23 protein-coding genes are annotated in these 24,410 nt (G+C 71.1%); 3 read left to right on the forward strand and 20 right to left on the reverse strand.

The features are described 5' to 3' along the window. Positions 1-8: 8 nt before the first annotated feature. The 7 genes from IFT73_RS12270 to IFT73_RS12300 all read right to left on the reverse strand — a co-directional run bounded on the left by IFT73_RS12270 (position 9) and on the right by IFT73_RS12300 (position 6,847). Positions 9-1,160 (reverse strand): trans-acting enoyl reductase family protein, encoded by a 1,152-nt coding sequence (locus IFT73_RS12270; protein ID WP_192167880.1) that lies wholly within the window; start codon positions 1,158-1,160, stop codon positions 9-11. Between the two features lie 52 nt (positions 1,161-1,212). Further along, the gene (locus tag IFT73_RS12275) at positions 1,213-2,127 is read right to left on the reverse strand and encodes an alpha/beta hydrolase (protein WP_371811282.1); all 915 of its coding nucleotides are present in this window, start codon (positions 2,125-2,127) and stop codon (positions 1,213-1,215) included. Between the two features lie 17 nt (positions 2,128-2,144). Then, positions 2,145-3,416 (reverse strand): ATP-dependent Clp protease ATP-binding subunit ClpX, encoded by a 1,272-nt coding sequence (clpX, locus tag IFT73_RS12280; protein ID WP_056611594.1) that lies wholly within the window; start codon positions 3,414-3,416, stop codon positions 2,145-2,147. 169 nt (positions 3,417-3,585) lie between these two features. Further along, on the reverse strand, positions 3,586-4,188 hold the full coding sequence (locus IFT73_RS12285; protein WP_056611591.1) for an ATP-dependent Clp protease proteolytic subunit: 603 nt from the start codon (positions 4,186-4,188) through the stop codon (positions 3,586-3,588). Continuing rightward, the gene (locus IFT73_RS12290; protein WP_056611589.1) at positions 4,185-4,763 is read right to left on the reverse strand and encodes an ATP-dependent Clp protease proteolytic subunit; all 579 of its coding nucleotides are present in this window, start codon (positions 4,761-4,763) and stop codon (positions 4,185-4,187) included. The genes IFT73_RS12285 and IFT73_RS12290 overlap by 4 nt, the downstream gene beginning before the upstream one ends. A 124-nt stretch (positions 4,764-4,887) precedes the next feature. Then, complete coding sequence (locus tag IFT73_RS12295) at positions 4,888-5,661, reverse strand: SDR family oxidoreductase (protein WP_192167882.1); 774 nt, start codon at positions 5,659-5,661, stop codon at positions 4,888-4,890. Beyond that, on the reverse strand, positions 5,654-6,847 hold the full coding sequence (locus IFT73_RS12300; RefSeq protein ID WP_192167883.1) for a phytanoyl-CoA dioxygenase family protein: 1,194 nt from the start codon (positions 6,845-6,847) through the stop codon (positions 5,654-5,656). Before IFT73_RS12300 ends, IFT73_RS12295 begins: the two co-directional genes overlap by 8 nt. A 104-nt stretch (positions 6,848-6,951) precedes the next feature. On the opposite strand from IFT73_RS12300, the gene IFT73_RS12305 reads away from it, so the two are divergent. Then, on the forward strand, positions 6,952-7,989 hold the full coding sequence (locus IFT73_RS12305) for a LacI family DNA-binding transcriptional regulator (RefSeq protein WP_192167884.1): 1,038 nt from the start codon (positions 6,952-6,954) through the stop codon (positions 7,987-7,989). Between the two features lie 92 nt (positions 7,990-8,081). Here IFT73_RS12305 and IFT73_RS12310 read toward each other — a convergent pair whose 3' ends face one another. Together IFT73_RS12310 and IFT73_RS12315 are read right to left on the reverse strand one after the other, a co-directional pair. Beyond that, on the reverse strand, positions 8,082-8,870 hold the full coding sequence (locus IFT73_RS12310; protein ID WP_192167885.1) for a TIM barrel protein: 789 nt from the start codon (positions 8,868-8,870) through the stop codon (positions 8,082-8,084). Further along, positions 8,867-9,874, reverse strand: a complete 1,008-nt coding sequence (locus IFT73_RS12315) for a Gfo/Idh/MocA family oxidoreductase (RefSeq protein WP_192167886.1) — start codon at positions 9,872-9,874, stop codon at positions 8,867-8,869. The genes IFT73_RS12310 and IFT73_RS12315 overlap by 4 nt, the downstream gene beginning before the upstream one ends. A gap of 102 nt (positions 9,875-9,976) precedes the next feature. Here IFT73_RS12315 and IFT73_RS12320 point away from each other — a divergent pair, with 102 nt between their 5' ends. Next, positions 9,977-11,011, forward strand: coding sequence for a LacI family DNA-binding transcriptional regulator (locus tag IFT73_RS12320; protein WP_192167887.1), 1,035 nt, complete (start codon positions 9,977-9,979; stop codon positions 11,009-11,011). Positions 11,012-11,057: 46 nt separating this feature from the next. Here the strand turns inward: IFT73_RS12320 and IFT73_RS12325 are convergent, their stop codons facing one another. The 11 genes from IFT73_RS12325 to IFT73_RS12375 all read right to left on the reverse strand — a co-directional run bounded on the left by IFT73_RS12325 (position 11,058) and on the right by IFT73_RS12375 (position 23,480). After that, positions 11,058-12,047 (reverse strand): Gfo/Idh/MocA family oxidoreductase, encoded by a 990-nt coding sequence (locus IFT73_RS12325; RefSeq protein WP_192167888.1) that lies wholly within the window; start codon positions 12,045-12,047, stop codon positions 11,058-11,060. An 82-nt stretch (positions 12,048-12,129) separates the two neighbouring features. Beyond that, on the reverse strand, positions 12,130-13,317 hold the full coding sequence (locus IFT73_RS12330; protein WP_192167889.1) for a Gfo/Idh/MocA family oxidoreductase: 1,188 nt from the start codon (positions 13,315-13,317) through the stop codon (positions 12,130-12,132). Beyond that, the gene (locus IFT73_RS12335) at positions 13,314-14,204 is read right to left on the reverse strand and encodes an ATP-binding cassette domain-containing protein (RefSeq protein ID WP_082556358.1); all 891 of its coding nucleotides are present in this window, start codon (positions 14,202-14,204) and stop codon (positions 13,314-13,316) included. Before IFT73_RS12335 ends, IFT73_RS12330 begins: the two co-directional genes overlap by 4 nt. Then, a complete protein-coding gene (locus IFT73_RS12340; RefSeq protein WP_192167890.1) occupies positions 14,201-15,235 on the reverse strand; it encodes an ABC transporter permease in 1,035 nt (344 codons plus the stop codon). Before IFT73_RS12340 ends, IFT73_RS12335 begins: the two co-directional genes overlap by 4 nt. Before the next feature lie 165 nt (positions 15,236-15,400). Next, positions 15,401-16,363, reverse strand: a complete 963-nt coding sequence (locus IFT73_RS12345; protein WP_056611565.1) for a sugar ABC transporter substrate-binding protein — start codon at positions 16,361-16,363, stop codon at positions 15,401-15,403. A gap of 51 nt (positions 16,364-16,414) precedes the next feature. Next, entirely contained in the window at positions 16,415-17,911 is a 1,497-nt protein-coding gene (locus IFT73_RS12350) for a CoA-acylating methylmalonate-semialdehyde dehydrogenase (protein WP_056611562.1), read from the reverse strand. After that, positions 17,908-19,848, reverse strand: a complete 1,941-nt coding sequence (gene iolD, locus IFT73_RS12355; RefSeq protein WP_192167891.1) for a 3D-(3,5/4)-trihydroxycyclohexane-1,2-dione acylhydrolase (decyclizing) — start codon at positions 19,846-19,848, stop codon at positions 17,908-17,910. Before iolD ends, IFT73_RS12350 begins: the two co-directional genes overlap by 4 nt. Then, a complete protein-coding gene (gene iolB / locus IFT73_RS12360) occupies positions 19,845-20,726 on the reverse strand; it encodes a 5-deoxy-glucuronate isomerase (protein WP_192167892.1) in 882 nt (293 codons plus the stop codon). Before iolB ends, iolD begins: the two co-directional genes overlap by 4 nt. Then, positions 20,723-21,634: a hypothetical protein gene (locus tag IFT73_RS12365; protein ID WP_056611552.1), complete on the reverse strand. Its 912-nt coding sequence runs from the start codon at positions 21,632-21,634 to the stop codon at positions 20,723-20,725. Before IFT73_RS12365 ends, iolB begins: the two co-directional genes overlap by 4 nt. Beyond that, the gene (gene iolC, locus IFT73_RS12370) at positions 21,631-22,554 is read right to left on the reverse strand and encodes a 5-dehydro-2-deoxygluconokinase (protein WP_192168161.1); all 924 of its coding nucleotides are present in this window, start codon (positions 22,552-22,554) and stop codon (positions 21,631-21,633) included. Before iolC ends, IFT73_RS12365 begins: the two co-directional genes overlap by 4 nt. Positions 22,555-22,580: 26 nt before the next feature. Beyond that, positions 22,581-23,480, reverse strand: coding sequence for a TIM barrel protein (locus IFT73_RS12375; protein ID WP_371811260.1), 900 nt, complete (start codon positions 23,478-23,480; stop codon positions 22,581-22,583). 137 nt (positions 23,481-23,617) lie between these two features. Between IFT73_RS12375 and IFT73_RS12380 the strand changes: the two genes are divergently transcribed. Beyond that, positions 23,618-24,355: a GntR family transcriptional regulator gene (locus tag IFT73_RS12380; RefSeq protein WP_056611545.1), complete on the forward strand. Its 738-nt coding sequence runs from the start codon at positions 23,618-23,620 to the stop codon at positions 24,353-24,355. Positions 24,356-24,410: the final 55 nt, after the last annotated feature.

Genomic DNA, 24,410 nt, shown 5'->3' on the forward strand with positions numbered 1-24,410 from the left:
GCGAACCGTCAGAGCGTGCGGAACGTGATGCCCGCGTCGCGCAGGCGCGTGATGAGGGCGTCGCCCATCGCGACGGCAGTGGTGGTCTGGCCCGAGACGTCAGGCAGGTCGTCGAAGGCCAGGCACAGCGCCGACTCGCTCAGCATCTTGGCGGTCTCGGTGTAGCCCGGGTCGCCGCCCGAGACCTCCGTCGTGACCGTCGTGCCACCGCCCTCGCCGATCAGGCGCAGCGAGAACCACGACGAGGCGCGCTTCTGCTCGTCCGGACCGTCGCCCTGCGACTTGAGCTTGAGCAGCAGCGCCCGGGTCGGGGGCAGCTGCGCACCTGCCATGAGCACCGCGCCACCACCGATCGTGGCGGCCAGCATCGGCAGCCTCTTGAACTGGGCGAAGTGCGAGTAGGTGAACTCCGGTCCGTACCGCTCCAGCGACCGGGCCGAGCGCAGCACGATCTGCGGATCGATCGTCGGCAGCGGCAGCGCCCACCCCCTGCCGCCGGCACCGCGCCCGATCGTGCCGCCGCCGCGCACGCGGCGGCCGTCAGGACGTCCCTCGAGCCGCTTGCGCTCCCCCGCCGTCCGGGCCGACTGGCGCAGGCGCGAGAACGCCCCGATCGCGGAGTGGTACGTGCCACCCGACGCCGTGCCGCCGGCGCGGATGTAGCCCTTGACGTCCAGGGGGACGCCCTCGGGCAGCTGCTCGACCGTGAACAGCACGCCGAGGTCGTACGGGATCGAGTCGAATCCGCAGGCGTGCACGAGCCGCGCACCCGTGCGCTGCGCCGTCTCGTGGTACTTCAGCCACATCGCGTCGACGAACTCCGGCTCGCCGGTCAGGTCGACGTACGCGATGCCGGCCTCGGCCGCGGCCTTCACGGCCGGCTCTCCCAGCTGGACGTACGGGCCGACCGTCGTCATCAGCACCCGGGTGCTGCCGGCCAGCGCGGCCATCGAGTCGGCGTTGCCGGTCTCGGCCGAGATGATCTCGGGGCGCACGCCGCCGAGGGTCTCGACCCGGTCGGCGACGGCCTCGAGCTTGGCCTGGTTGCGTCCCGCGATCGCCCACGAGGCACCGGGCGGCAGGTGCGTGCCGAGGTAGTCGGCGGTCAGGCCGCCGGTGAATCCGGTGGCTCCCAGCAGGGCGATGTCGACGGAGGTCATGCGACCAACGTAGCGGTCCGGGGCGGTGCGCCAAGGGCTGCGGTGATCGCACTCAGCCGCCCAACGGCACCCGCCGATCGAGGAAGTCGAGCTGGTCGGCCACGGCGGGACCGCACCACGGATCCTGGTAGATCGCGAAGTGCCCGGTCTCGTACGTCCTGATCTCGACGTCCGGGGCGCGACGCAGCTGCCGCAGGGCGGTGCGGGACGGCGCGACGGTGTCGTGCAGGCACACGGCGGCGAAGATCGGCACCCGGGCGCGGCGCAGCCGTCGACCGGGTCGGTAGCCCATGATGCGCAGGCCGATGCGCGCCGCCGCCCGGTTGACGAACCGGCCGGACGCCTCGGGCGGCACCAGGGCCAGGAAGCCCGGCACGGCGTCGTGGGACGTCATGAGGGCCGCGGCGTGCGGCGGGCCCGCCGTCGGGATCATGATCGGACGGCGCCCCAGGCGGGCGCCGACGAGATCGGCGAGGGCACGCGGGCCCACCCGCAGGGCGCTCGACGGGCTCATCACGGCCGCCGAGGCGATGCCGTCGGTGAACGGGCACTGCGCCATCGCCGCGACGACTCCCGGCGGCTGCTCGGCCGCCAGCGTCAACGCGTGTCCGCCGCCGAACGAGGTGCCCCACACCACGACGCGGGCGGGGTCGACGCCCGGCAGCGTCCGCGCGAAGGCGATCGCGGCACGCCAGTCGTCGAGCTGCCGTGCGACGTCGATGACCTGGCGCGGCTCGCCCGTGCTGGCACCGAACGAGCGGTGGTCGAAGGCCAGAGCGGCGAAGCCGTGCTCCTGGAACGCCGTGGCGTACCGGTCGAGGCCCATCTCCTTGATCGAGCCGAGGCCGATGCCGAGGACCACGACGGGGGCCGGGGCCGATCCGCTGCGGGGTGGGTAGAACCAGGCGGCACAGCGCTCGTCGTCGGACGAGAACTCCACGTCATGACGGGTCACGACGTGGAGTATGGCAGCCCCGCGGACGGCTAGGAAGCCTTCTTGGCTGCCTCGTCGTGCGTCAGGATCTGCGGGCCCTCGGTGCCGGCCACCGTGGCCGCGTTGACGATGACCTTCGCGACGTCGTCGCGGCTCGGGATCTCGTACATGACCGGCTCGAGCACCGACTCGATGATCGAGCGCAGGCCACGGGCGCCCGTGCCGCGCGCCAGGGCCAGATCGGCCATGGCCTCGCTGGCGTCGGCGCTGAACTCGAGCTCGACGCCGTCGATCTCGAACAGGCGGACGTACTGCTTGGTCAGGGCGTTGCGCGGCTGGGTCAGGATCGCGACCAGCGCGTCCTTGTCGAGGTTGTCGACGGCCGCGATGACCGGGAGACGACCGATGAACTCGGGGATCAGGCCGAACTTCAGCAGGTCCTCGGGCAGCACCTTGCTGTAGAGCTTGTGCGGCTCGGCCTTGGCGCCGATGTCCTGCTGCGCCGCGCTGAAGCCCAGCGCCATCTTGCCGCTGCGCTGCTCGATGATCTGGTCGAGGCCCGCGAAGGCGCCGCCCACGATGAACAGCACGTTGGTCGTGTCGATCTGGATGAACTCCTGGTGCGGGTGCTTGCGCCCGCCCTGCGGCGGCACCGAGGCCGTCGTGCCCTCAAGGATCTTGAGCAGCGCCTGCTGCACGCCCTCGCCCGACACGTCGCGGGTGATCGAGGGGTTCTCGCTCTTGCGCGAGATCTTGTCGACCTCGTCGATGTAGATGATGCCCGTCTCGGCCTTCTTGACGTCGTAGTCGGCGGCCTGGATGAGCTTGAGCAGGATGTTCTCGACGTCCTCGCCGACGTAGCCGGCCTCGGTCAGCGCCGTGGCGTCGGCGATCGCGAAGGGCACGTTGAGCATGCGCGCGAGCGTCTGGGCCAGGTAGGTCTTGCCGCAGCCCGTGGGGCCGACCATCAGGATGTTGGACTTGGCCAGCTCGACCTGGTCGTCCTTGCCACGCCCGCCCGAGGTCTGCGCCTGCACGCGCTTGTAGTGGTTGTAGACCGCGACGGCCAGCGACTTCTTGGCGCCGTCCTGACCGATCACGTAGCCGTTGAGGAAGTCGTAGATCTCGTGCGGCTTGGGCAGCTCGCCCAGGCTCAGCTCGGCACCCTCGGCGAGCTCCTCCTCGATGATCTCGTTGCACAGGTCGATGCACTCGTCGCAGATGTACACGCCGGGGCCCGCGATGAGCTTCTTGACCTGCTTCTGGCTCTTTCCGCAGAACGAGCACTTCAGCAGATCGGCGGTTTCACCAATGCGTGCCATGGGGAGAGTCCCTTCTTGCCGTGAGGCGGGTGTTGCTGAAGCGGCGCACCATCGGCCGCTGTCGTGACGGGGGGCCGGACCCGGAGCGACCGAGACGACGTGGCATCCACGGTAGCGGCGAAATGCCTCGTCGTCTCGGTCACAGGCCGGATGTCGCGATCCGAGTTGATCAGATGGCGGGGGTCTTCAGCGTGTCGAGGACCTCGTCGACGAGTCCGTACTCGACGGCCTGCTGAGCCGTCAGGATCTTGTCGCGGTCGACGTCCTTGCTGACCTCCTCGATCGACTTGCCGGTGGCGTCGGAGATCATCTTCTCCATCAGCTCACGCATGCGGAAGATTTCGTTGGCCTGGATCTCGAGGTCGGAGATCTGGCCGCCGGTGCCCTCGGTGTAGGGCTGGTGGATCAGGATGCGGCTGTTGGGCAGTGCCAGGCGCTTGCCCGGCGTGCCGGCGGCCAGCAGGATCGCGGCGGCCGAGGCGGCCTGGCCCAGGCACAGCGTCTGCACGTCGGGCTTGATGTACCGGATCGTGTCGTAGATCGCGGTCAGCGCCGTGAACGAGCCACCGGGGCTGTTGATGTAGATGCTGATGTCGCGGTCGGGGTCCATGGCCTGCAGCGACATGAGCTGCGCCATGACGGCGTTGGCGACGTCGTCGCTGATCGGGGTGCCCAGCATGATGATGCGGTCCTCGAACAGCTTGGTGTAGGGGTCGATGCGACGGAAGCCGTAGGACGTGCGCTCTTCCCACTGCGGGATGTAGTAGCTCATGCGGTCAGGTCTCCTGCGCTCTTGACGACGTGGTCGATCAGGCCGTACTCCTTGGCCTGCTCGGGCGTGAACCAGCGGTCGCGGTCGGAGTCGAGCTCGATCTGCTCGACGGTCTGGCCGCTGTGCACCGACTGCAGCTGGTTGAGCTGCTTCTTGAGCAGGACGCTCTGCTCGGCCTGGATCTTGATGTCGGAGGCCGAGCCGCCGATGCCGCCGGACGGCTGGTGCATCATGATGCGCGCGTGCGGCAGGGCGTAGCGCTTGCCCGCGGTGCCGGCGGCGAGCAGGAACTGGCCCATCGAGGCCGCCAAGCCCATGCCGAACGTCGCGACGTCGTTGGAGATGAACTGCATCGTGTCGTAGATGGCCATGCCCGCGTCGACCGAGCCACCCGGCGAGTTGATGTAGAGGAAGATGTCGGCCTGGGGATCCTCTGCGTTGAGCAGCAGCATCTGGGCGGCGATCGCGTTGGAGTTGGAGTCGCGGACCTCGGACCCGAGGAACACGATGCGCTCCTTGAGCAGGCGCTGGTAGATGTGTCCGTCGAGATCCGAGGGACCGGCCTCGCCGGCCATCCTCGGCGACAGTGGGCTGGAGCTGTCAGATGTGTTCACGCCACAAACCTAGACGGCGCCGGGGACGAACACACGCCAAAACACGGCTGTTCGCTGATGGCATACTCGCCCCCGCCGCCGCAGGTCAGTCCGATCCCCCGACGACGTGCTGGTCCCAGTCGATGACCGAGCCCGTCACGACGCCGCTGCGGTCCGACAGCAGCAGCACCGCCAGCGCCGCCATGTCGTCGACCTGTCCCAGCCGTCCCATGGGCTGCGAGGCGTTCGCCGTCTCGAGCCAGGTGTCGTCGGCGTCGTGGAACTCGCGCTGCACCGCGTCCTCGCCCTCGGTCTGGGTCCAGCCGATGTTGATGCCGTTGACGCGCACGCGGTCCCACCGGTGGGCGTGCGCCGCGTTGCGCGTCAGGCCGGCCAACCCGGCCTTGCTCGCGACGTAGGGCGCGAGGTACGGCTGCCCGCCGTGCGACGACATCGTCAGGACGTTGACGACGGTCCCGCCGGCCCCGCGCCGCACCATGTCGGCGACGGCCGCCTGCATCAGGAAGAACGGTCCCTTGAGATTGACCGCGACGTGCTGGTCGAACAGCTCGGGCGTCGTGTCGAGCAGCGTGCCGCGGCTGGTGAGGCCGGCCGCGTTGACCAGGCAGTCGATGCGTCCGTGACGCTCGATCGTCGTCGCGACGGCCCCGCGGGCCTGCTCGACGTCGGCGACGTCGCACGCGACGAAGCTCGCCGCCGGGCCGAGGGACGCCGCGAACGCCTCCCCCACGTCGGGACGACGTCCGGTCACGACGACCGTCGCGCCCTCGGCGACGGCCGCCCGGGCGATGCCGCCGCCGACCCCCTGCGTGCCCCCGCTGACGAGGACGACCTTGTCGGCCAGCAGCGGCTCAGCCATCGGTGCGCCGCCGTCCGTCGTAGGCGTCGACGGCGGCGTCGAGCTGCTCGGGCGTCCAACCCTCGGCGAGCGCCCGGTGGACGACCTCGGCCTGCGACAGCGGCGTGAGGCCGTTGACGTTGGCGTCACGGTCGAGGTTGGTCGGGAACGGATACCCCTCGGCCGACGACGCGACCGCGTTCGCGACGAGATCGGCGTCGGTGCCCTCGGCGAGACGCGCGAGCAGCGCGGGGTAGACCGCCTTGGAGACCCGGGAGCGGTCGACCGTCTCCATCGCGCGTCCGAAGCCCGACGAGACCTGCAGCAGGTTGGCCATGCGCTGCACGTCGGTCGAGACGTTCGAGCCCGCACCGTGGAACAGGGCCGGGTTGAAGAAGGCCGCGTCGCCCCGGGCGAGCGGGAGCTGCACGTGGTGCTCGGCGAAGTACTCGCGGAACTCCGGCAGGCGCCACGCGAGGTAGCCGGGGACGTACTTGTGCGAGTGCGGGAGGTACATCGTCGGACCGCTCTCGACGGGCATGTCGGAGTGCGCGACGGCCCCCTGCAGCGTCAGCACCGGCGAGAGCAGGTGGACGTGGGCGGGGTACTGCTCGACGACCTCGTTCGACAGGAAGCCGAGGTGGTAGTCGCGGTGCGGGTCCTGCGCGACGCCACCGGGGCGCACGACGTTGACCTGCGACGTCACCTGGTACGCCGGGCCCAGCCAGGCCCGCGAGACCAGCGCGAGGACGTCGTTGGCGTAGTAGTCGACGAAGGCCTCGGGGTCGCGCACCGCGAGCTTCTCGAGGGCGTTCCAGACCCGGCTGTTGGCGCCGGGCTTCGCGAAGTGGTCGCCGGGGGCGGTGCCGGCGGCGCGCTCGTCGACGATGATCTCGTCGAAGACCGCCGTGACGCGGTCGACCACCGACGGGTCGGGGAAGGCGCCCTTGAGCGCCACGACGCCGGGACCCTCGCTCAGGGCGCGCACGAGCTCGCCCTCGACCTCGACGGCGCCCTCGGGGGTCGACGCCGCGGCGCGCAGCACGGCCGAGTCGTAGACCAGCACGCCCTGCTCGACGTGGTCGGCGTGCGGGTAGTCGGCGACGTCGGTGGTCTGCTGGACGACGGCGGCGAAGTCGTCGACGCTGCAGTCGGCCTCGCGCAGGCGGGACGACCGGCTGGCGGCGCTGTCGATGGTGGCGGTCATGGTGCTCTCCTCGGTGGCGGGTACACCCCGACGCTAGTCGCGGCCCTATGCTCCGTGGTGGGTCGGAACACCTCAAGAACACCTCAGGGAGACGTGCAGCACGCATGGGACACCGCTACCGCATGCGCGAGATCGCGCAGCAGTCCGGACTGAGTCTCGCGACGGTCGACCGCGTGCTGAACCGCCGTCCGGGCGTCCGCCCCGGCACGGTCGCCGAGGTCGAGCAGGCGATCGCCGAGCTCGATCGGCAGGCGTCGCAGGTGCGGGTCGCGGGACGCACGTTCCTGGTCGACCTCGTGATGCAGACGCCGGCGCGCTTCTCGTCGGCCGTGCGCGCGGCGCTCGAGGCCGAGCTGCCGCACCTGCGGCCCGCCGTCATCCGCGCACGGTTCCACCTGCAGGAGACGAGCTCGCCGCCCGAGGTCGTCCGGACGCTCCGCACCATCGCGCGGCGCGGCTCGCAGGGCGTCGTCCTCAAGGCACCCGACGACCCCGCGGTCGTGGACGCGGTCGACGAGCTCGTCGCCGCCGGCATCCCCGTCGTGACGCTCGTGACGGACGTGCCGGACAGCCGGCGGATCGCCTACGTCGGCATCGACAACCGGGCCGCGGGGGCCACGGCCGCGTATTTGCTGTCGCAGTGGACGCGCGACGGCGACGGCGCGGCCCTGACGACGCTGAGCAGCGCCGCGTTCCGCGGGGAGGACGACCGCGGGGCCGGCTTCCGCGCGGCGTGGGCCGAGCTCGCGCCCGGGCGCCCCGTGCTCGAGGTGGCCGAGACCGACGGTCTCGACGCGACGATGCTCGACGCGGTCGCGGCGGCTCTCGAGGCCGATGCGTCGATCGACACGGTGTACTCGATCGGCGGCGGCAACGTCGCGACGCTCGAGGCGTTCCGGCGGGCGGGCCGCACGTGCCGGGCGTTCGTCGCGCACGACCTCGACGCCGACAACGCCGGGCTGCTGCGGTCGCGCCGGCTGTCGGCCGTCCTGCACCACGACCTGCGCGACGACATGCGGCGAGCCTGCCGGGTCGTCATGCAGGCCCACGGCGCCCTGCCCGGGCCGGTCCACTCCCTGCCGTCGCACATCCAGGTCGTGACGCCCTACAACGAGCCCGGCGCCTTCCTCCCCCACCGCTGACGAGGGGGTTACCGCCCTCCGAGGAGAGGACGGCAACCCTCTCGCCGAGGGGCCGCAACCCCCTCCTCGGCAGACGGGGGGCGGGGGGCGGGTCAGACGGTGAAGGCCGTGCGGAAGGCCTCGAGGGCTCGGTCGCTGCCCTCGACCGACGGGTCGATCGCGAAGGCCTCCATCGCCACGACGCCGTCGTAGCCGGCGTCGGCCAGCGCCCGGGCGACGAACGACCAGCGCACCTCGCCCGTGCCGGGCTCGCAGCGGCCCGGGACGTCCGCGACCTGCACCTCGCCCACGTGCGGGACGGCCCGCCGGATCAGCTCGACGAGGTTCCCCTCGCCGATCTGCGCGTGGTAGAGGTCGAGGTTCATCCTCAGGTGCGGGCTGTCGACGGCAGCGACGAGCGCCAGCGTGTCGGCGGCTCTCGCGAACGGCGTGCCCGGGTGGTCGACCTCGGTGTTGAGGTTCTCGAGCACGAACGTGACGCCGTGCGTGGCGCCCAGCTCCGCGACGCGCGACAGCGTCCTCTCGGCCGCGAGCCACATGTCGCCCGTCACGACCTCGACGGGACGCACGGGGATCCCGCCCTCGCCGAGACCCGTGCCGTGCAGGTTGAGCGACGGGCAGCCGATCGCCTGGGCGAACGGGATCGACAGCTCGGCTGTGCGCAGCAGGTCGTCGGCACCCTCGGGCGTGACGAGGTCGCCCGTGACGTAACCGGTCATCGACGTGAACCGGGCACCCGTCGCGACGAGCGCCTGGGCGTCCTTCTGCGTCCAGTCCCAGATCTCGGCGGCGAAGCCGGCGGCGTGGATGCGCTCGACGCGCTCGAGGTGCGGCAGGTCGGTGTAGACCATCTCCGAGCAGATCGCGAGGTCGAAGGTCATCGTGCGACCTCCGCCCGGGCGCCGGACGTCATCGAGTCGATGCACGCCTGGGCGATCGCGAACGCCGCGAAGGCGTCGTCGCCCGTGACGGACGGCGTGCGCCCGTCGCGGACCGCCTGCGCGAACTCGGCGAACTCGCCCGTGTAGGCGTCGATCAGCAGATCGGTGTCGCTGTGCGACGTGGCGGCCACGCGACCGTCGGCGTTGTGCAGGCGCAGGGACGACTGCGCGCCCTCGCCCATCGTGACCATGCCCTCCGAGCCCAGCACCTCGCCGCGGACGTCGTAGCCGTACGTCGCGGCGAAGCTCGCCTCGGCCGTCGCGATGGCCCCGTTGCTGTAGCGGATCACGACGGTCGCGTGGTCGAGCAGCGTCGGGTGGCCGGGGGCCGTCAGCGAGTCGGCCGTCGCGACGACGTCGACCGCGTGGGCGCCGGGGTTGAGCCAGTTGAGGGTGTCGAAGTCGTGGATCAGGGTCTGCGTGAAGATCGTCCACGGCGGGACGACGTCGGGGTCGGACGGCCCGCGGCCCGGGTCGCGGGTCAGCGACCGGAGCTGCCAGACGGTGCCGAGCCGGCCCGCCACGACGGCATCGTGTGCCGCGGCGAACTCGCGGGCGAAGCGACGGTTGAAGCCGACCTGGAAGGCGACGCCCGCGGTGGCGGTCGCGGATCGCGCGGCGTCGATCTCGTCGAGCGTCATGCCGGCGGGCTTCTCGCTGAAGACGTGCTTGCCCGCGCGGGCGGCGGCGACGATCAGCTCGGCGTGAGCGACGGAGGACGCGGCGATCACGACGGCGTCGACGTCGTCGGCGGCCAGCACGGCGTCGACGGAGGTCTCGCCCCGCGCACCGAGCGGCTCGGCGAGATCGGCCGCGACGCCGGGACGGGGGTCGACGACCGCGACGAGGGTCGCCTCGGGGACGCGGCGGGCGATGACGTCGGCGTGCGAGGCGCCGATGCGACCGGCACCGATCAGGCCGATGCGGACGGGGGTGGTGGTCATGGGCTTCCTTCGCGACTAGAACGTTCTAGATGAGCGACGATAGACTCCCCGCACCGCGTCGTCAACCACGTCGACGCGTCCCCCACGACCCGAGGACGACGCATGACGCAACCCGGCACGAGGCGGACGGGCGCGGCCCGGCCGACCCTCGCCGACGTCGCCCGCGAGGCCGGCGTCTCGACGGCCCTGGTCTCGATCGTGATGCGGGGCGTGCCCGGCGCCAGCGACGCGACGCGCACCCGCGTGCGGGCCATCGCCGACGACATGGGCTACGTCCGCGACGAGCGCGCCCGCAAGCTGCGCCAGTCGAGCTCGCGGCTGATCGGCGTCACGTTCGACCTGCAGCAGGCCTTCCACGGCGACCTCGTCGAGCACCTCTACGGCGCCGCCTCGGCCCGGGGCTACGACCTCGCGATCAGCGCGGTGGCACCCAGCCGGCGCGAGGACGTCGCGATCCAGGCCCTGCTGCGCGAGCGGTGCGAGGTCGCGGTGCTGCTGGGCTCGGCGCTGGCCGACGACGAGCTCGCGACGACCGCCGGCCGCGTCCCGCTCCTGCTCGTGGCCCGGCGCAGCGAGGTCGCCGGCGTCTCGTCGGTGCACAGCGACGACGCGGGCGGCGTGGGCCTGGCGGTCGACCACCTCGTGGCCCTGGGGCACCGCCGGCTCGTGCACGTCGATGGTGGCGACGCCCCGGGCGCGGACGACCGACGACGCGGGTTTGCCCTCGCCGTCGAGCGTCACGGTCTGGGCGCGGACGCCCGCGTGGTCGCCGGCGGGCCCACCGAGCACGACGGCTCGCGCGCGGCCGAGGGCCTGCTCGACTCCCCCACGTCGCCCACGGGCGTCGTCGCGTTCAACGACCGGTGCGCCGCGGGGGTCCTCGACCTGCTGGTGCGGCGACGCGTCGACGTCCCCGCCGAGGTGTCGGTCATCGGCTACGACGACTCACGCCTGGCGGTGGGGCCACACGCCCAGATGTCGACGATCTCGCAGAACGCCGCCGAGATGGCCGAGGCCGCGATCGACGGGGCCCTCGACCTGCTGGACGGCGGCGCCCCCCGCGAGGTCGTCCTGGCACCCCACCTCGTGGCCCGCAGCACGACCGGCCCCGCGAGTGGCGCAGGACTGCTGGGCTGAGAGTGCTGCGCCAACAGTCCTGCGCCACTCGCGCGCCGAGCGCGCGCTAGGCGTAGAGCGCGGGGCGGGGCTTCAGCTCGACGGGCTCGCGGGCGCCGGACGCCAGCGACGCGACACCGGCCTCGGCGACGGCGTTGGCGACGTAGCCGTCCCACGCGCTCGGGCCCGTGGTGCGGCCCGCCAGGGCCTCGCCGGCCCACGTCGCCAGCTCGATGCGGTACGCGTCGGAGAAGTGCGCCACGAAGTCGTCGCGCACCGGCACGCCGTCGACGCCCGCGACCCGCGTGCTGACCGCCTCGGACGGAGCCAGCGAGGCGGTGCCCCTCGAGCCGACGACCTCGCAGCGGACGTCGTAGCCGTAGCCCGCGTTGACGAAGACCTCGGCGGTGACCATCACGCCGCCGCTGGTCCAGATCGTCGCGAGCTGCGGGTCGCGGAACCCCTCGACGACGGGCGACTCGACCCGGATCGCCGAGATCTGGTCGTCGAGCAGCCACGGGATCGTGTCGAGCTCGTGGATCATCGAGCCCGTGATGAGGCCCGCGTCGTCGGTGCTCGTGCTGCTCGACGCGTTGCGGTGGATCGCGTGCACCAGCCGCACGTCGCCCACGACCCCGTCGGTGATCGTGCGCTTGAGCGCGACGAAGCCGGGGTCGTAGCGGCGCATGAAGCCGACCTGCAGCAGCCGGCGTCCGCCGACGACCTCGGCCTCGACGACGCCGTAGGCCTCGTCGGCCGTGACGGCCAGCGGCTTCTCGCACAGCACCTGCTTGCCCGCCGCGAGGCACGCGCGGACCAGGTCGGCGTGCGTGCGGTCGGGCGAGGCGATGATGACGGCGTCGACCGACGAGGAGTCGATGAGCTCCTCGGCCGATCCGACGACGTCGGCCCCGACGGGCGACGCGGCCGCACGGGCCGTGTCGGTGTTGAAGTCGTAGACCGCCGACACGCGCGCCGAGGGCACGCTGGTCGAGATGGTCCGGATGTGGTCGGCGCCCATCGCGCCCGCACCGATGACACCCACGCGAAGACTCACAGCGACGCCTCCGTCGAGGAGGAGCAACGGTACGCAGCCGCCGCCGTGACACGGTCCTGATGGTTCGCTCGCTGGCGCTCGCTCACAGGGAGACCCACTTTCGTTCGTTCGATGACTCGATCATGGCGTCCAGCACCTTCGCCGTCGCCAGTGCGTCGTGGATCGTCGCGCCCACCGGCGTGCCGGTGGCGATCGACTCGACGAGCCGGCGCGCCTCGACGACCTTCAGGTCGTCGAAGCCGATCGGGTTGTTGGTGCCGGGCTGGAACCTGCTGAGCTCGCCGTCGCCGGGGCCCGCGTACTCGGTCGTGTAGAAGCTGTTGAGGTAGTCCTGGCCCGCGGCGGGGTCGACGCTCGTGACCCGCAGCTCGTTCATGCGCCGGAAGTCCCACTGCACGGCGCCGTGCGTGCCGTGCACCTCGAAGCCGTACGTGTTCTGCTCGCCGACCGCGGTGCGGCTCGACTCGAGGATGCCGCGCGAGCCGTCCGTCAGACGGAACAGCGCATTGACGTAGTCCTCGTTCTCGACGTCGCCGAGGTCGCCGGCGCCCTTCTCGTAGTGCATCGCGCCCGGCAGGGCCGCGCGCCGCTGCGGGATGAACGTGGCCCGGTCGACGACGAGCTCGTCGATCGGGGCGACGACGTGCTGCACGAGGTCGGCCGCGTGGCTGACGAGGTCGCCCAGCACGCCCGAGCCCGAGAACTCGTTCTGGAACCGCCACGACAGCGCGGCGTCCGGATCGGCCGAGTAGTCGGCGAGGAAGCGAACCACGGTGTGCTCGACGCTGCCGATGCGACCCGACGCGACGATCTCGCGGGCACGGTCGACCGCCGGCACGTTGCGGTAGTTGAACCCCGTGGCCGCCTGGACGCCCGCGGCCTCGACGGCCGCGACGATCTCGGCGGTCTCGCCGGCGTTGCGACCCGCGGGCTTCTCGACCCACAGGTGCTTGCCGGCCTCGGCCGCCGCGACGGCGACGTCGCGGTGGATGAAGTTGGGGCCGGTCACGCAGACCAGGTCGATCTCGTCGTGCGTGACGAGCTCGCGCCAGTCGGACAGCAGGTGCTCGAAGCCGTACGCGTCGGCGGCCCGCTTGGTGCGGTCGTCGGGCGCGTTGTCGGCCACGGCCACCAGACGGGGTGCCAGGGGCGCGTCGGGGTAGTGCTGCAGCAGACGGGACAGGGCACGGGCGTGCACCTGTCCCATCCAGCCGAAGCCCACGATCCCGACGCGCAGCGCGGGCTGGCCCGTCGCTGCGCCGGCGCTCACGTGACGTCGGCCTTCAACGTCTGCGCCACCTCGGAGTCGGGACCCATCGTCTTCTCGAGCTCGTGCGCGAGCGACTCCAGCTCGGCGCCGCCGGCCATCATCGACGTCAGCTCCTCGAGCGTCATCTCGGCCTTCGGGAAGTCGCCCATGCTCTTGCCGCGACGCAGCAGCATGAAGCGGTCGCCCACGGGGTAGGCGTGGTGCGGGTTGTGCGTGATGAAGACGACGCCGAGCCCACGGTCGCGGGCCTTGGCGATGTACTTCAGCACGACGCCCGACTGCTTGACGCCGAGGGCCGCGGTGGGCTCGTCGAGGATCAGCACGCGGGCACCGAAGTACACGGCGCGGGCGATCGCGACGCACTGGCGCTCACCGCCCGACAGGGTGCCGATCGGCTGCTCGACGTCGCGCAGGTCGATGCCCATGGCCGCGAGCTCGTCCTTGGTGATGCGCTTCATCTCGTCGACGTCGAGCTTCTTGAACGGGCCGACGCCCTTGGTGATCTCGCTGCCGAGGAAGAAGTTGCGCCACACCGGCATGAGCGGGACGACCGCGAGGTCCTGGTAGACCGTCGCGATGCCGAGCTCGAGGGCCGCACGGGGGCTCGAGAGCGTCGTGGCCTCGCCGTCGATCAGCAGGCTGCCGTCGCTGTGCTCGTGGGCACCCGCGAGGATCTTGATGAACGTCGACTTGCCGGCGCCGTTGTCGCCCAGCACGCAGGTGACCTCGCCCGCGCGCACCGACGTCGAGACGTCGCTCAGCGCGATGATGTTGCCGTACCGCTTGCCGATGTCCTTGACCTCGATGACCGCGGTGCCGTTGGCCGCCGGGGCCGTCAGGACCGTCGCCGTGCCGCCGTCGGTGGACTGGTTGGATGTCTTGCTCATCGTGCCGTCTCCGCTCGCTTGCGAACCCACTCGTTGAGGAGCACCGCTCCCAGGAGCATGACTCCCAGGAAGGCCTTGAGCCAGTTGTTGTCCCAGCCCGAGTAGACGATGCCCTGGTTGACCATGCCGTAGATCAGGGCGCCGAGGGCGGCGCCGATCGCCGAGCCGTAGCCGCCCGTCATGAGGCAGCCTCCGACCACGGCGCAGATGATGTAGATGAACTCCTGGCCGACGCCCGTGTTGCTCTGGACGGTCGACGTCGTGAACAGCAGGAGCATGCCGACGAGCCAGCCGGCGCCCGCGGTCGTCATGAACAGGCCGACCTTGGTCTTGAAGACCGGGACGCCGATCTGACGGGCCGCGGTCTGCTGGCCGCCGACCGAGAAGATCCAGTTGCCGGTGCGCGTGCGCAGCAGGATCCACGTCGCGATCGCCGTGACGGCGATCCACCAGAAGACCGAGGCGTACACGAGTCCGCCGCCGATGTCGGCCGCCGATCCGAAGACCTTCTTGGCCTGGTCGTAGTAGGGGACGCTCGACATGCCCTGGATCGCGACCTGGCCGATCAGCGCCTTGGTGCCGGCGAGGTCGATGCCCTGCAGCACGAAGAACGTGCCGAGCGTGACGATGAAGCTCGGTAGCCCCGTCTTCATGACGAGCACCCCGTTGATGAAGCCCACGAGGAGCGCGAGCGCCAGCGACACGACGATCGCGGCCCAGATGTTGAGGCCGTACTCGGTCGTCAGGACACCCACGACGAGGCCCGTGAAGCCCGTCATGGCACCGGCCGACAGGTCGAACTCGCCACCGATCATCAGCAGGGCGACGGCGACGGCCATGATGCCGATCGTCGAGGCGCCGCGCAGCCAGGTGCTGGCTCCCGGAGCTGTCGCGAAGACGCTCGTCGTGGCGGCGAAGAACACGAAGATGACGATGGTCGCGACGAGCGCGCCGATCTCCGGTCGTTTCAAGAGCTTGGTGACGGTGGACGTCCGCGCGATGCGCTCGTCCGTCACGGTGGCGGTGGTCATGTGGGTGCTCCCTGGGTGGGCTGAAGAGCTGTGTGGATGGAGAGGGTGAAAGGTGGTGCCGTGCTGCTGGTGGTGCGGCGGTGCTGGTGGTGCCGCGGTGCTGGTGGTGCTGGTCGTGCTGTGGCCCCCGGGGGCCCGGATCGCTCCGGGCCCCCGGGGATCAGGTCAGCGCGTGCCGTTCGAGGCGAACTTCAGGACGGCGTCCGCGTTCTCCTTGGTGATGAAGGCCGGGCCCGAGTTGATGGGCTGGCCGCCACCGATGTCGTTGCCGTTGATCGACTTGAGGTACAGACCCGTCACGCCGAGGAATCCCTGGACGTAGGGCTGCTGGTCGACCGCAAACAGGATCGTCCCGGCCTGGATGTCCTTGATGACGTCCTCGGACAGGTCGAAGGTCGCGACCTTGGCGCTGCTGCCGGAGTCCTTGACCGCGGCGACGGCGTCGATGGCGTACTGGCCACCGAGCGTCACGACGGTGTCGATGTCGGTGTTGCTCTGCAGCTTCGAGGTGATCGTGGCCTGGACGGCGTTGTCGTCCGTGCCGTCGACCTGCAGGTTCTCGACCGTGCCGCCCATCGTCTCGGCGACCGCCTTGCAGCGCTCCTCCAGGCCGACGTTGCCGGCCTCCTGGATGACGCAGATGGCGTTCTTCGAACCGGCCTCCTTGAGCTTCTCGCCGACGGCCTGGCCCGCGATCGTCTCGGTCTGGCCGATGTGCGTGATGGCGCCGAAGTCCTTGAACTGGTCGACACCGGAGTTGATCGTGATGACCGGGACGCCGGCCGCGACGGCCTTCTTGACGCTGGCCTCGACACCGTCGGGGTTGGCCATCGAGACGACGATGCCGTCGACCTTGTCGGCGACCGCGCCGTCGATCAGCTGCGACTGCTTGGCCGGATCGGCGTCGGAGGCGTAGTTGACCTTGACGCCGTAGTCCTTGCCGGCCTGCTCGGCGCCGGACTTGACCCGGTCCCAGAAGGCGTCGCCGGGCGCGCCGTGCGTGATGACGGCGTACGTGTAGTCCTTGGAGGCCGTGTCGGCCGTGCCGCTGTCGCTGCCGGTGCCGCTGCAAGCGCCCAGCAGGGTGCCGGCGGCGAGGATCGCACCGACGATCTTGATCTTCTTCATGATGGATGTGTTCCTGTCTTGTGGGTTTTTCCCGAGCCGGTGAGGGCAGGGCTAGTGAGCCGTCGGGAAGTTGAGCTGAGCGAGCGATTCCTCGCTGACGTGGGGCCACCTGGTGGTGACGACCTTCGCCTGCGTGTAGAACCTCACACCTTCGGGACCATGGATGTGGTGGTCGCCGAAGAGTGAGTCCTTCCAGCCTCCGAAGGAGTGGAACGCCATGGGGACCGGGACCGGCACGTTGATGCCGATCATGCCCACATGGACCTTCCGCTGGAAAGTCCGTGCCACCTCACCCGAGGAAGTGAACACCGCTGTGCCGTTGCCGTACGGGTTCGAGTTGATGAGCTCGATCGCGGCATCCAGCGTCGGAACCCGTAGCACGGTGAGCACGGGTCCGAAGATCTCGTCGGTGTAGACCGACATGTCAGGGGTGACCTGGTCGAGCAGCGAGGGGCCCACGAAGAAGCCCTCCTCGTACTCGTCGACGACCAGGTCGCGGCCGTCGACGACGACCGTCGCGCCGGCCGCCTCGCCCTGGCCGATGTAGTCGACGATGCGGTCGCGCGACGCCTTGGTCACGACGGGACCCATCTCGGCGTCGGGGTCGGTGCCCACGCTGACCTTCAGGTCGGTCGAGCGCTCGCGGATCTTCTCGACCAGCGTGTCGGCCACGGGGCCGACCGCGACGACGGCCGAGATCGCCATGCAGCGCTGACCGGCCGAGCCGTAGCCCGCGGCCACGATGTGGTCGGCGGCGAAGTCGAGGTTCGCGTCGGGCATCACGACGGCGTGGTTCTTGGCGCCGCCGAGGGCCTGGACGCGCTTGCCGGTGCGGGTCGCGTTCTCGTGGACGTACTTGGCGATCGGCGTGGAGCCGACGAACGAGACGCCCGCGATGTCGCGGTGCTCGAGGATCGCGTCGACCGCGACCTTGTCGCCGTGCACGACGTTGAACACGCCGTCGGGCAGACCGGCCTTCGTGTAGAGGCGGGCCACCAGGTCGGACGCGCCGGGGACGCGCTCGGACGGCTTGAGGATGAACGTGTTGCCCGTCGCGATCGCGACGGGGTGCATCCACAGCGGCACCATGATCGGGAAGTTGAAGGGCGTGATGCCCGCGACGACGCCGATCGGCTGACGGAACGTGTGCGAGTCGACGCTGCCCGAGACGCTGTCGGAGTACTCGCCCTTGAGCAGCTGCGGGATGCCCGCCGCGAACTCGACGACCTCGCGGCCGCGGACGACCTCGCCCTTGGCGTCGTCGATCGTCTTGCCGTGCTCGGAGCTGATGATCGCCGCGAGCTCGTCCTCGTGCTCGACCAGCAGCTGGCGGAAGTCGAACATGATGCGCGAGCGCGCCGTCACCGACGTCTCGCTCCAGGTCTGGAACGCCTTCAGCGACGACGCCACGACGGCGTCGACGTCGCCGGTCGTCGCGAGCCGCACCTGCGACTTCGCGACGCCGCGCGCGGGGTCGAACACGTCGCCGAAGCGGTCGCTCTCGCCCTGGAACGGCGCGCCGTCCAGGTAGTGGTCGTACTGCGTCATGAGTGGTCCTTCGTGTCGGAGGCGGGTGTCAGGTAGGGACGCTGGCGGGACTTGTGGTCCTCGTAGACGCGGCGGGCCTGCTGCGTCGACTCGAGGACGGACACCTCGGAGACCGGGACGTCCCACCAGGCGGGGCTGTCGGGGGCCGGCACCAGTGGATCGGTGTCGACGTGGATGACGGTCGTGCGGGTCGACTCCTTGGCCGTGAGCACCGCGGCCCGGAAGTCGTCGATGCCCGCCACCTGCAGGACGTCGGCGCCGAGGCTGGCCGCGTTGGCCGCGAGGTCGACCGGCAGCGTGCCGCCGTCGAGCCCCCTCTCGGTGCGGTAACGGTACGCCGTGCCGAACCGCTGGGAGCCCAATGACTGCGACAGCGCGCCGATCGAGGCGTAGCCGTGGTTCTGCACCAGCACGATGATGACCTTGATGCCCTCGGCGACGGCCGTGACGATCTCGGTGTTCATCATGAGGTAGCTGCCGTCGCCGACCATGACGAAGACGTCGCGCGCCGCGGCGCCCTCGGCGTGCTCCTGGTCGAGCGCCGCGAGCTTGACCCCGAGGCCGCCCGCGATCTCGTATCCCATGCACGAGAAGCCGTACTCGACGTGGTAGCCCTTGCGGTCGCGGGTGCGCCACAGCTTGTGCAGGTCGCCGGGCATCGAGCCGGCGGCGCACAGGACGACGTCGCGCGGGGCGGACAACTCGTTGACCGCACCGATGACCTGCGACTGGATCGCGAGCCCGTCGGCCACCGCGGGGGCGCCCTCGCCGGTGTAGGCCCGCTCGACCGTCGCGTCCCACGCGGCCGCGAGCTCGGTGGCCCGGGCCGTGTAGGCCTCGTCGGCGCGCCAGCCGTCGAGCGCGTCCGTCAGGGCCGTGAGGCCCTCGCGGGCGTCGGCGACCAGGCCGATGGCGGAGTGCTTGTGGGTGTCGAACGCCGAGACGTTCAGGTTCACGAACCGCACGCCCGCGTCCTGGAACACGGTGCGCGAGGCCGTCGTGAAGTCGCTGTAGCGGGTGCCGACGCCGATCACGACGTCCGCCTCCTCGGCCAGCGCGTTGGCGGCCGTCGTGCCGGTGGCACCGATCGCGCCGACCGACTGCGGGTGGTCGTACGGGAGCGCGCCCTTGCCGGCCTGCGACTCCCCCACCGGGATGCCGGTGGCCTCGACGAACGCCGTCAGGGCGTCGTTGGCCTGCGAGTACGTGACGCCGCCGCCGGCGACGACCAGCGGGCGGCGGGCCGAACGGATGGCCTCGACGGCGCGGGCCAGGGCCGCGGGCTGCGGGACGGTGCGCGCGACGTGCCAGACCCGCCTGGCGAACAGCTCGTCGGGGAAGTCGTACGACTCGGCCTGGACGTCCTGCGGCAGCGCCAGCGTGACGGCGCCGGTCTCGGCCGGGTCGGTCAGGATGCGGGTCGCGTGCAGCAGCGCCGAGGCGAGCTGCTCGGGGCGGTCGATGCGGTCGAAGTGCACCGAGACCGGACGGAAGATGTCGTTGACCGAGATGTCGCCCTGCTGGACGTTCTCGAGCTCCTGCAGCACGGGGCTCGCGACGCGGGTCGCGAACGTGTCGCCGGGCAGCAGCAGCACGGGCAGCCGGTTGATCGTGGCCAGCGCGGCACCCGTGACCATGTTGGTCGCACCGGGGCCGACCGACGCCGTCACGGCCATCGCGGCGAGGCGGTCGCGCTGACGGGCGTACGCCACGGCGGCGTGCACCATGGCCTGCTCGTTGCGGCCGTGGAAGAAGCGCAGGTGGCTGGGGTCGCCGGACTGCTCGCGCTCGAGCAGCGCCTGGCCGACGCCCGCGACGTTGCCGTGGCCGAAGATGCCCCAGCAGCCGGCGAAGAACGGCGTCTCGACGCCGTCGCGCTCGGTGTGCTGGGCCTCGAGGAATCGGACGGTCGCCTGGGCGACGGTCAGGACGGTCATGCTTCTCCTCCGAAGGACTCTGCCGTGAAGGGCAGGCGGGGGTCGACGGACTGGTCGGCCCAGGTGTCGCGGATCCAGGTGTGCGCGGGATCGTCGCAGATGAGCCAGGCCCGCTCGTCGCCGGGACCGGCCATCACGTTGAGGTAGTACAGGTCGTAGCCGGGCGCGGCGATCGACGGCCCGTGCCACCCGTGCGGGATCAGGACGGCGTCGCCGGAGCGCACCTCGGCCGAGACGTCGATGTCGGCGCCCTGGTGGCCGTAGACGCGCTGGAACCCGATGCCGGGACCGTTGGGGCCGTCGGCGACCTCGAAGTAGTAGATCTCCTCGAGACGCGTCTCGCCCTCGCGCTCCTCGTCGTGCTTGTGCGGCGGGTACGACGACCAGTTGCCGCCGGGGGTCAGCACCTCGCACGCGATGATGTTGACGGCGTCGAGCACCCCGGGCACGCCGAAGTTGTTGACCTGGCGGCTCGACTGGCCCGCTCCGCGCATCTCGACCGGCACGTCGCCCTTCGGCAGGTACGCCGGCTCGAGACGCTCGTGGCACACCGCGGAGGCCAGGGCGAAGCGTCCGCCCTCGGCGCTGGCGATCGTCAGCGAGGCGTCACGGGGTGCGTAGACGACGTCGCTGGGCCCGGCGAAGACGCTGTGGCGTCCCTCGAGCGAGAAGGCGTGGTCGTCGACCGTCACGTCGGCGGAGCCGCCCAGCGACAGCACCATGACCTCGGAGTCGCCGGTGTCGAGCTGCTCGGACCGGCCGGCGGCGAGCTCGAGGACCCGCAGGCCGCTGAACTCCCAGCCCGCGACCGTCGGGGTGATCTCGAGCGAGAACGGGCCGCTGGCCGCCTCGCCCGATCGCAGGACGTTGTCGGTCATCGGTGCATCAGCCCCACGGTCGCGTCGACGGCTTCCTCGACGGTGCCGGTCGGCGGGAACAGGAGGCTGCGGCCGACGATCATGCCGCGCACGACGGGATTGGCCAGCGCCTTCGACCACGTCGCGAGCTGCGCGCCCTGGTCGGCCGAGACCTCGCCGCCGAGCAGCAGCACCGGCAGGGTCGTGGCGGCCAGCACGGCGTCCATGTCGTCGACGACCGGCAGCTTGAGCCACGTGTACGCGCTCGTCGGCGCGAGTCCGGCCGCGACCGTCGCCGAGCGGATGACGGCCGCCGTCGACAGGTCGTTGCGGACCTTGCCGTCGTCGCCACGTCCGGAGATGAAGGGCTCGACCATCGCCATGAGACCGCGCGACGCCAGGTCGGACACGGCGTTCGCGGTGGCCTCCATGGTGTGCACCGTCGACGCGTCGTCGGGGTCGATGCGGAACAGCATCTTGCCGCCCTGGAAGCCGAACGCCTCGATCGTCGCGGCGTCGTGGCCGGTGTAGCGGTCGTCCATCTCGAAGACCGTGCCCGCGAGCCCGCCGCGGTTCATCGAGCCGATGACGACCTTGTCGTCGAGCGCTCCGAGCAGCAGCAGGTCCTCGATGACGTCGGCGGTGCCGAGCACGCCGTCGACGCCGGGACGCGACAGGGCGCGGACCATGCGGTCGAGCAGGTCGGACCGGTCGCCCATCGCCAGGGCGTCGTCGCCGGCCCGCAGCGCGCCGCGGGCGGGGTGGTCGGCGGCGATCAGCATGAGCCGTCCGTCGGGGTTCTGCCCGACCAGCCCGTTCGCGGGCTGACGTCGCTCGGCCCAGAGGCGCGCGATGCGACCCGGGTCGGTGGCACGCGTCGTGGTGATCGCCTGCACGTCGGCGGCGGTCACGGTGGTGGGTGCGGTCATCGGCCGTTCTCCTGGAGATAGGTCTCGAGCTGGGCCACGGTGGGCATGGCGTCGGCGCAGGACAGCTGTCCCGCGACGAACGACCCGGCGGCGTTGGCGCCGGCGAGGGTGTCGGTGAGGCTGGCCCCGGTCAGCAGGCCGTGCACGAGCGCGCCGCCGAAGGCGTCGCCGGCGCCGAGGCCGTTGACGACGTCGACGGGCACGGGCGGCACGACGACCGAATCGTCGCCGCGCACGCCCAGGACCCCGAGCGGGCCCTGCTTGACGATCGCGAGCTCGATGCCCGCGTCCTGCAGCGCCCTGGCGGCCGCGTGGGGCTCGGTCTCGCCGATCGCGACCTGGCACTCCTCCTTGTTGCCGACCGCGACGGTCGCGTAGGGCAGCGCCTTGGCGATCTCGGCGGTCGCCGCCTCGGGCGACTCCCAGAACATCGGGCGGTAGTCGAGGTCGATGACCGTCGTGCCGTGACCCTTGCGGGCCTCGAGCGCGGCGAGGTGCGCCTCGCGGCTGGGCTCCTGCGACAGCCCCGTCACGGTCACCCAGAAGATGTCGGCCGCGCGGATCGCGTCGTAGTCGAGGTCGTCCGCGCTGATGTGGAGGTCGGGCGCCTTCGGACCGCGGTAGAAGTACAGCGGGAAGTCGTCCGGCGGGAAGATCTCGCAGAACACGACCGGCGTCGGCACGCCGGGCACCGACGTGACGTACTGGTCGTCGACCCCGAAGCCCTGCAGCGCCTGGTGGATGAAGCGCCCGAACGGGTCGTCGCCCGTGCGGGTCACGACCGCCGAGCGGTGACCCAGACGGGCCGCGGCGACCGCGACGTTGGTCGCGCTGCCGCCGAGGAACTTGCCGAACGACGAGACCTCCTCGAGGCCGACGCCGATCTGCTCGGGGTAGATGTCGACGCCGACGCGTCCCATCGTGATGAGCTCGTGGTGGCCGTCAGTCACGCCAGTGCATCCTTCACGAAGTCGAGGCACGAGCGTACGTCGGAGACGGGTCCGTCGCCCTCGGGCGCGCCGTCCTTGAACATGACGTCCTGCTCCAGGACGTACCAGCCGTCGTAGCCGTGGCTGCGCAGCGCGTCGATCATGGCGCGGATGTCGACGTCGCCCTGCCCCAGCACCTGCCACATGCCGGCGGCGACGGCGTCGGCGAAGGCGACCTCGCCCGAGACGACCTTGGCCGCGGCGGCGGCGTCGACGTCCTTGAGGTGGACGTGCCGGACGCGGTCGAGGTTCGCGAGCGTGATCGCGACCGGGTCGGCGCCGGCGGCGGCGAGGTGACCCGTGTCGACGCACAGGCCGACGTGCGAGCCGTCGAGGACGCGCTGGACGTCGTCGGCGTTCTCGACGAGCGTGCCGATGTGCGGGTGGATCGCGGCGACGACGCCGCGCGACTGCGCGTGGTCGGCGATGCGGTCGAGGTTGGCGAGCAGGGTCTTCCACTGCAGCTCGTCGAGGACGGGACGCGCGTCGTAGCCGTCCAGGCCCGTCGACGCGGCCAGCACGACGACGCCGGCGCCGGAGGCCAGGCACGCGTCGATGAACGGATCGACGTCGACCATGGGGTCGTGCGACGGGTCGTGCAGCACGACGGGCAGGAAGCCGCCGACGGCCTGCAGCCCGTAGCCCTCGAGGAACGCGGCCTTCTCGGCCGGGTCCTCGGGCAGGAAGCCGTCGGGACCGAACTCCGTCGCGCCGAGGCCGAGCGACTGCATCTCGGTGAGGACGCGGTCGGCGGGCATCTGGTAGCCCCAGCCCGGGACTTCGCACACGCCCCACGAGATGGGGGCGCCAGCGATGCGGAGGGGGGTCTGGCCCTGGGGCTCAAGGGTCGTCGACACGGGATCCTCGGTTTCTGTGTGGTGAGCTGTGTTTGTCGTGACAAAGTCGGTCACCCGAGTGTGTCTCACGACACAGAGCGTGTCAAGCGTTTGTCATGACATATGGACATATGGGACAAACCCGATAGATTGTCCGCATGCCCGGGCCCGCGTTCACCCTCGACCGATCCAGCCCCGTGCCCCTGTACTTCCAGGTCGCCGAGCAGTTCGAGCGCGCGATCCTCGAGGGCACGATCGCCCCCGGTGAGCGCATCGACAACGAGGTCGCCCTCGCCCAGCGCCTCGGGTTGTCGCGCCCGACGATGCGCCAGGCCATCCAGGTGCTCGTCGACAAGGGCATGCTGGTGCGCAAGCGAGGCGTCGGCACGCAGGTCGTCCACGGCAAGATCCGCCGGTCGGTCGAGCTGACGAGCCTGCACGACGACCTCAGCGCGGCGGGCCAGAAGCCCCGCACCGAGGTCATCGCGGTCGGCCGGGTCGAGGCCGACGAGGACGTCGCCCGCGAGCTGCAGCTCACCAAGGGCGCGGACGTCTGGTCGCTCGAGCGGCTGCGATTCGTCGATCGCCAGCCCCTCGCGCACATGCACAACTACCTGCCCGTCGACGTCGTCGACCTCGACGCGATCGACCTGTCGGAGACGGGCCTCTACGCGCACCTGCGGGCGTCCGGCATCGTGATGCGGGTCGCCCGGCAGCGCATCGGCGCACGGGGTGCGTCGGTCGACGAGGCGCGGCTGCTGGGCGAGCGCAAGGGCGCTCCCCTGCTGACGATGCAGCGCACCGCCTACGACAACGCGGGCCGCGCCGTCGAGTACGGCCGCCACGCCTACCGTCCCGACCTCTACGCGTTCGAGCTCACCCTCGTCGACCGCTGACCCCTGCCGACGAGGGGGTTGCCGCCCCTCGAGGAGAGGCGCAGCGCCCTCGGCA

It is taken from the genome of Aeromicrobium sp. CFBP 8757 (genome assembly GCF_014841755.1).
GTDB lineage: Bacteria > Actinomycetota > Actinomycetes > Propionibacteriales > Nocardioidaceae > Aeromicrobium.

Excerpts from the sequence above, each read along its gene's own strand:
- IFT73_RS12350 (WP_056611562.1), bottom strand. The coding sequence starts at position 17,911 with ATGACGCAGTACGACCACTACCTGGACGGCGCGCCGTTCCAGGGCGAG.
- clpX (WP_056611594.1), bottom strand. The coding sequence starts at position 3,416 with ATGGCACGCATTGGTGAAACCGCCGATCTGCTGAAGTGCTCGTTCTGC.
- IFT73_RS12380 (WP_056611545.1), top strand. The coding sequence starts at position 23,618 with ATGCCCGGGCCCGCGTTCACCCTCGACCGATCCAGCCCCGTGCCCCTG.
- IFT73_RS12315 (WP_192167886.1), bottom strand. The coding sequence starts at position 9,874 with ATGACCACCACCCCCGTCCGCATCGGCCTGATCGGTGCCGGTCGCATC.
- IFT73_RS12345 (WP_056611565.1), bottom strand. The coding sequence starts at position 16,363 with ATGAAGAAGATCAAGATCGTCGGTGCGATCCTCGCCGCCGGCACCCTG.
- IFT73_RS12305 (WP_192167884.1), top strand. The coding sequence starts at position 6,952 with ATGGGACACCGCTACCGCATGCGCGAGATCGCGCAGCAGTCCGGACTG.
- IFT73_RS12285 (WP_056611591.1), bottom strand. The coding sequence starts at position 4,188 with ATGAGCTACTACATCCCGCAGTGGGAAGAGCGCACGTCCTACGGCTTC.
- IFT73_RS12340 (WP_192167890.1), bottom strand. The coding sequence starts at position 15,235 with ATGACCACCGCCACCGTGACGGACGAGCGCATCGCGCGGACGTCCACC.
- iolC (WP_192168161.1), bottom strand. The coding sequence starts at position 22,554 with ATGGGACGCGTCGGCGTCGACATCTACCCCGAGCAGATCGGCGTCGGC.
- IFT73_RS12335 (WP_082556358.1), bottom strand. The coding sequence starts at position 14,204 with ATGAGCAAGACATCCAACCAGTCCACCGACGGCGGCACGGCGACGGTC.
- IFT73_RS12320 (WP_192167887.1), top strand. The coding sequence starts at position 9,977 with ATGACGCAACCCGGCACGAGGCGGACGGGCGCGGCCCGGCCGACCCTC.
- IFT73_RS12300 (WP_192167883.1), bottom strand. The coding sequence starts at position 6,847 with ATGACCGCCACCATCGACAGCGCCGCCAGCCGGTCGTCCCGCCTGCGC.
- IFT73_RS12365 (WP_056611552.1), bottom strand. The coding sequence starts at position 21,634 with ATGACCGCACCCACCACCGTGACCGCCGCCGACGTGCAGGCGATCACC.
- IFT73_RS12290 (WP_056611589.1), bottom strand. The coding sequence starts at position 4,763 with ATGGCCGGCGAGGCCGGTCCCTCGGATCTCGACGGACACATCTACCAG.
- IFT73_RS12270 (WP_192167880.1), bottom strand. The coding sequence starts at position 1,160 with ATGACCTCCGTCGACATCGCCCTGCTGGGAGCCACCGGATTCACCGGC.
- iolD (WP_192167891.1), bottom strand. The coding sequence starts at position 19,848 with ATGACCGTCCTGACCGTCGCCCAGGCGACCGTCCGATTCCTCGAGGCC.
- IFT73_RS12295 (WP_192167882.1), bottom strand. The coding sequence starts at position 5,661 with ATGGCTGAGCCGCTGCTGGCCGACAAGGTCGTCCTCGTCAGCGGGGGC.
- iolB (WP_192167892.1), bottom strand. The coding sequence starts at position 20,726 with ATGACCGACAACGTCCTGCGATCGGGCGAGGCGGCCAGCGGCCCGTTC.
- IFT73_RS12310 (WP_192167885.1), bottom strand. The coding sequence starts at position 8,870 with ATGACCTTCGACCTCGCGATCTGCTCGGAGATGGTCTACACCGACCTG.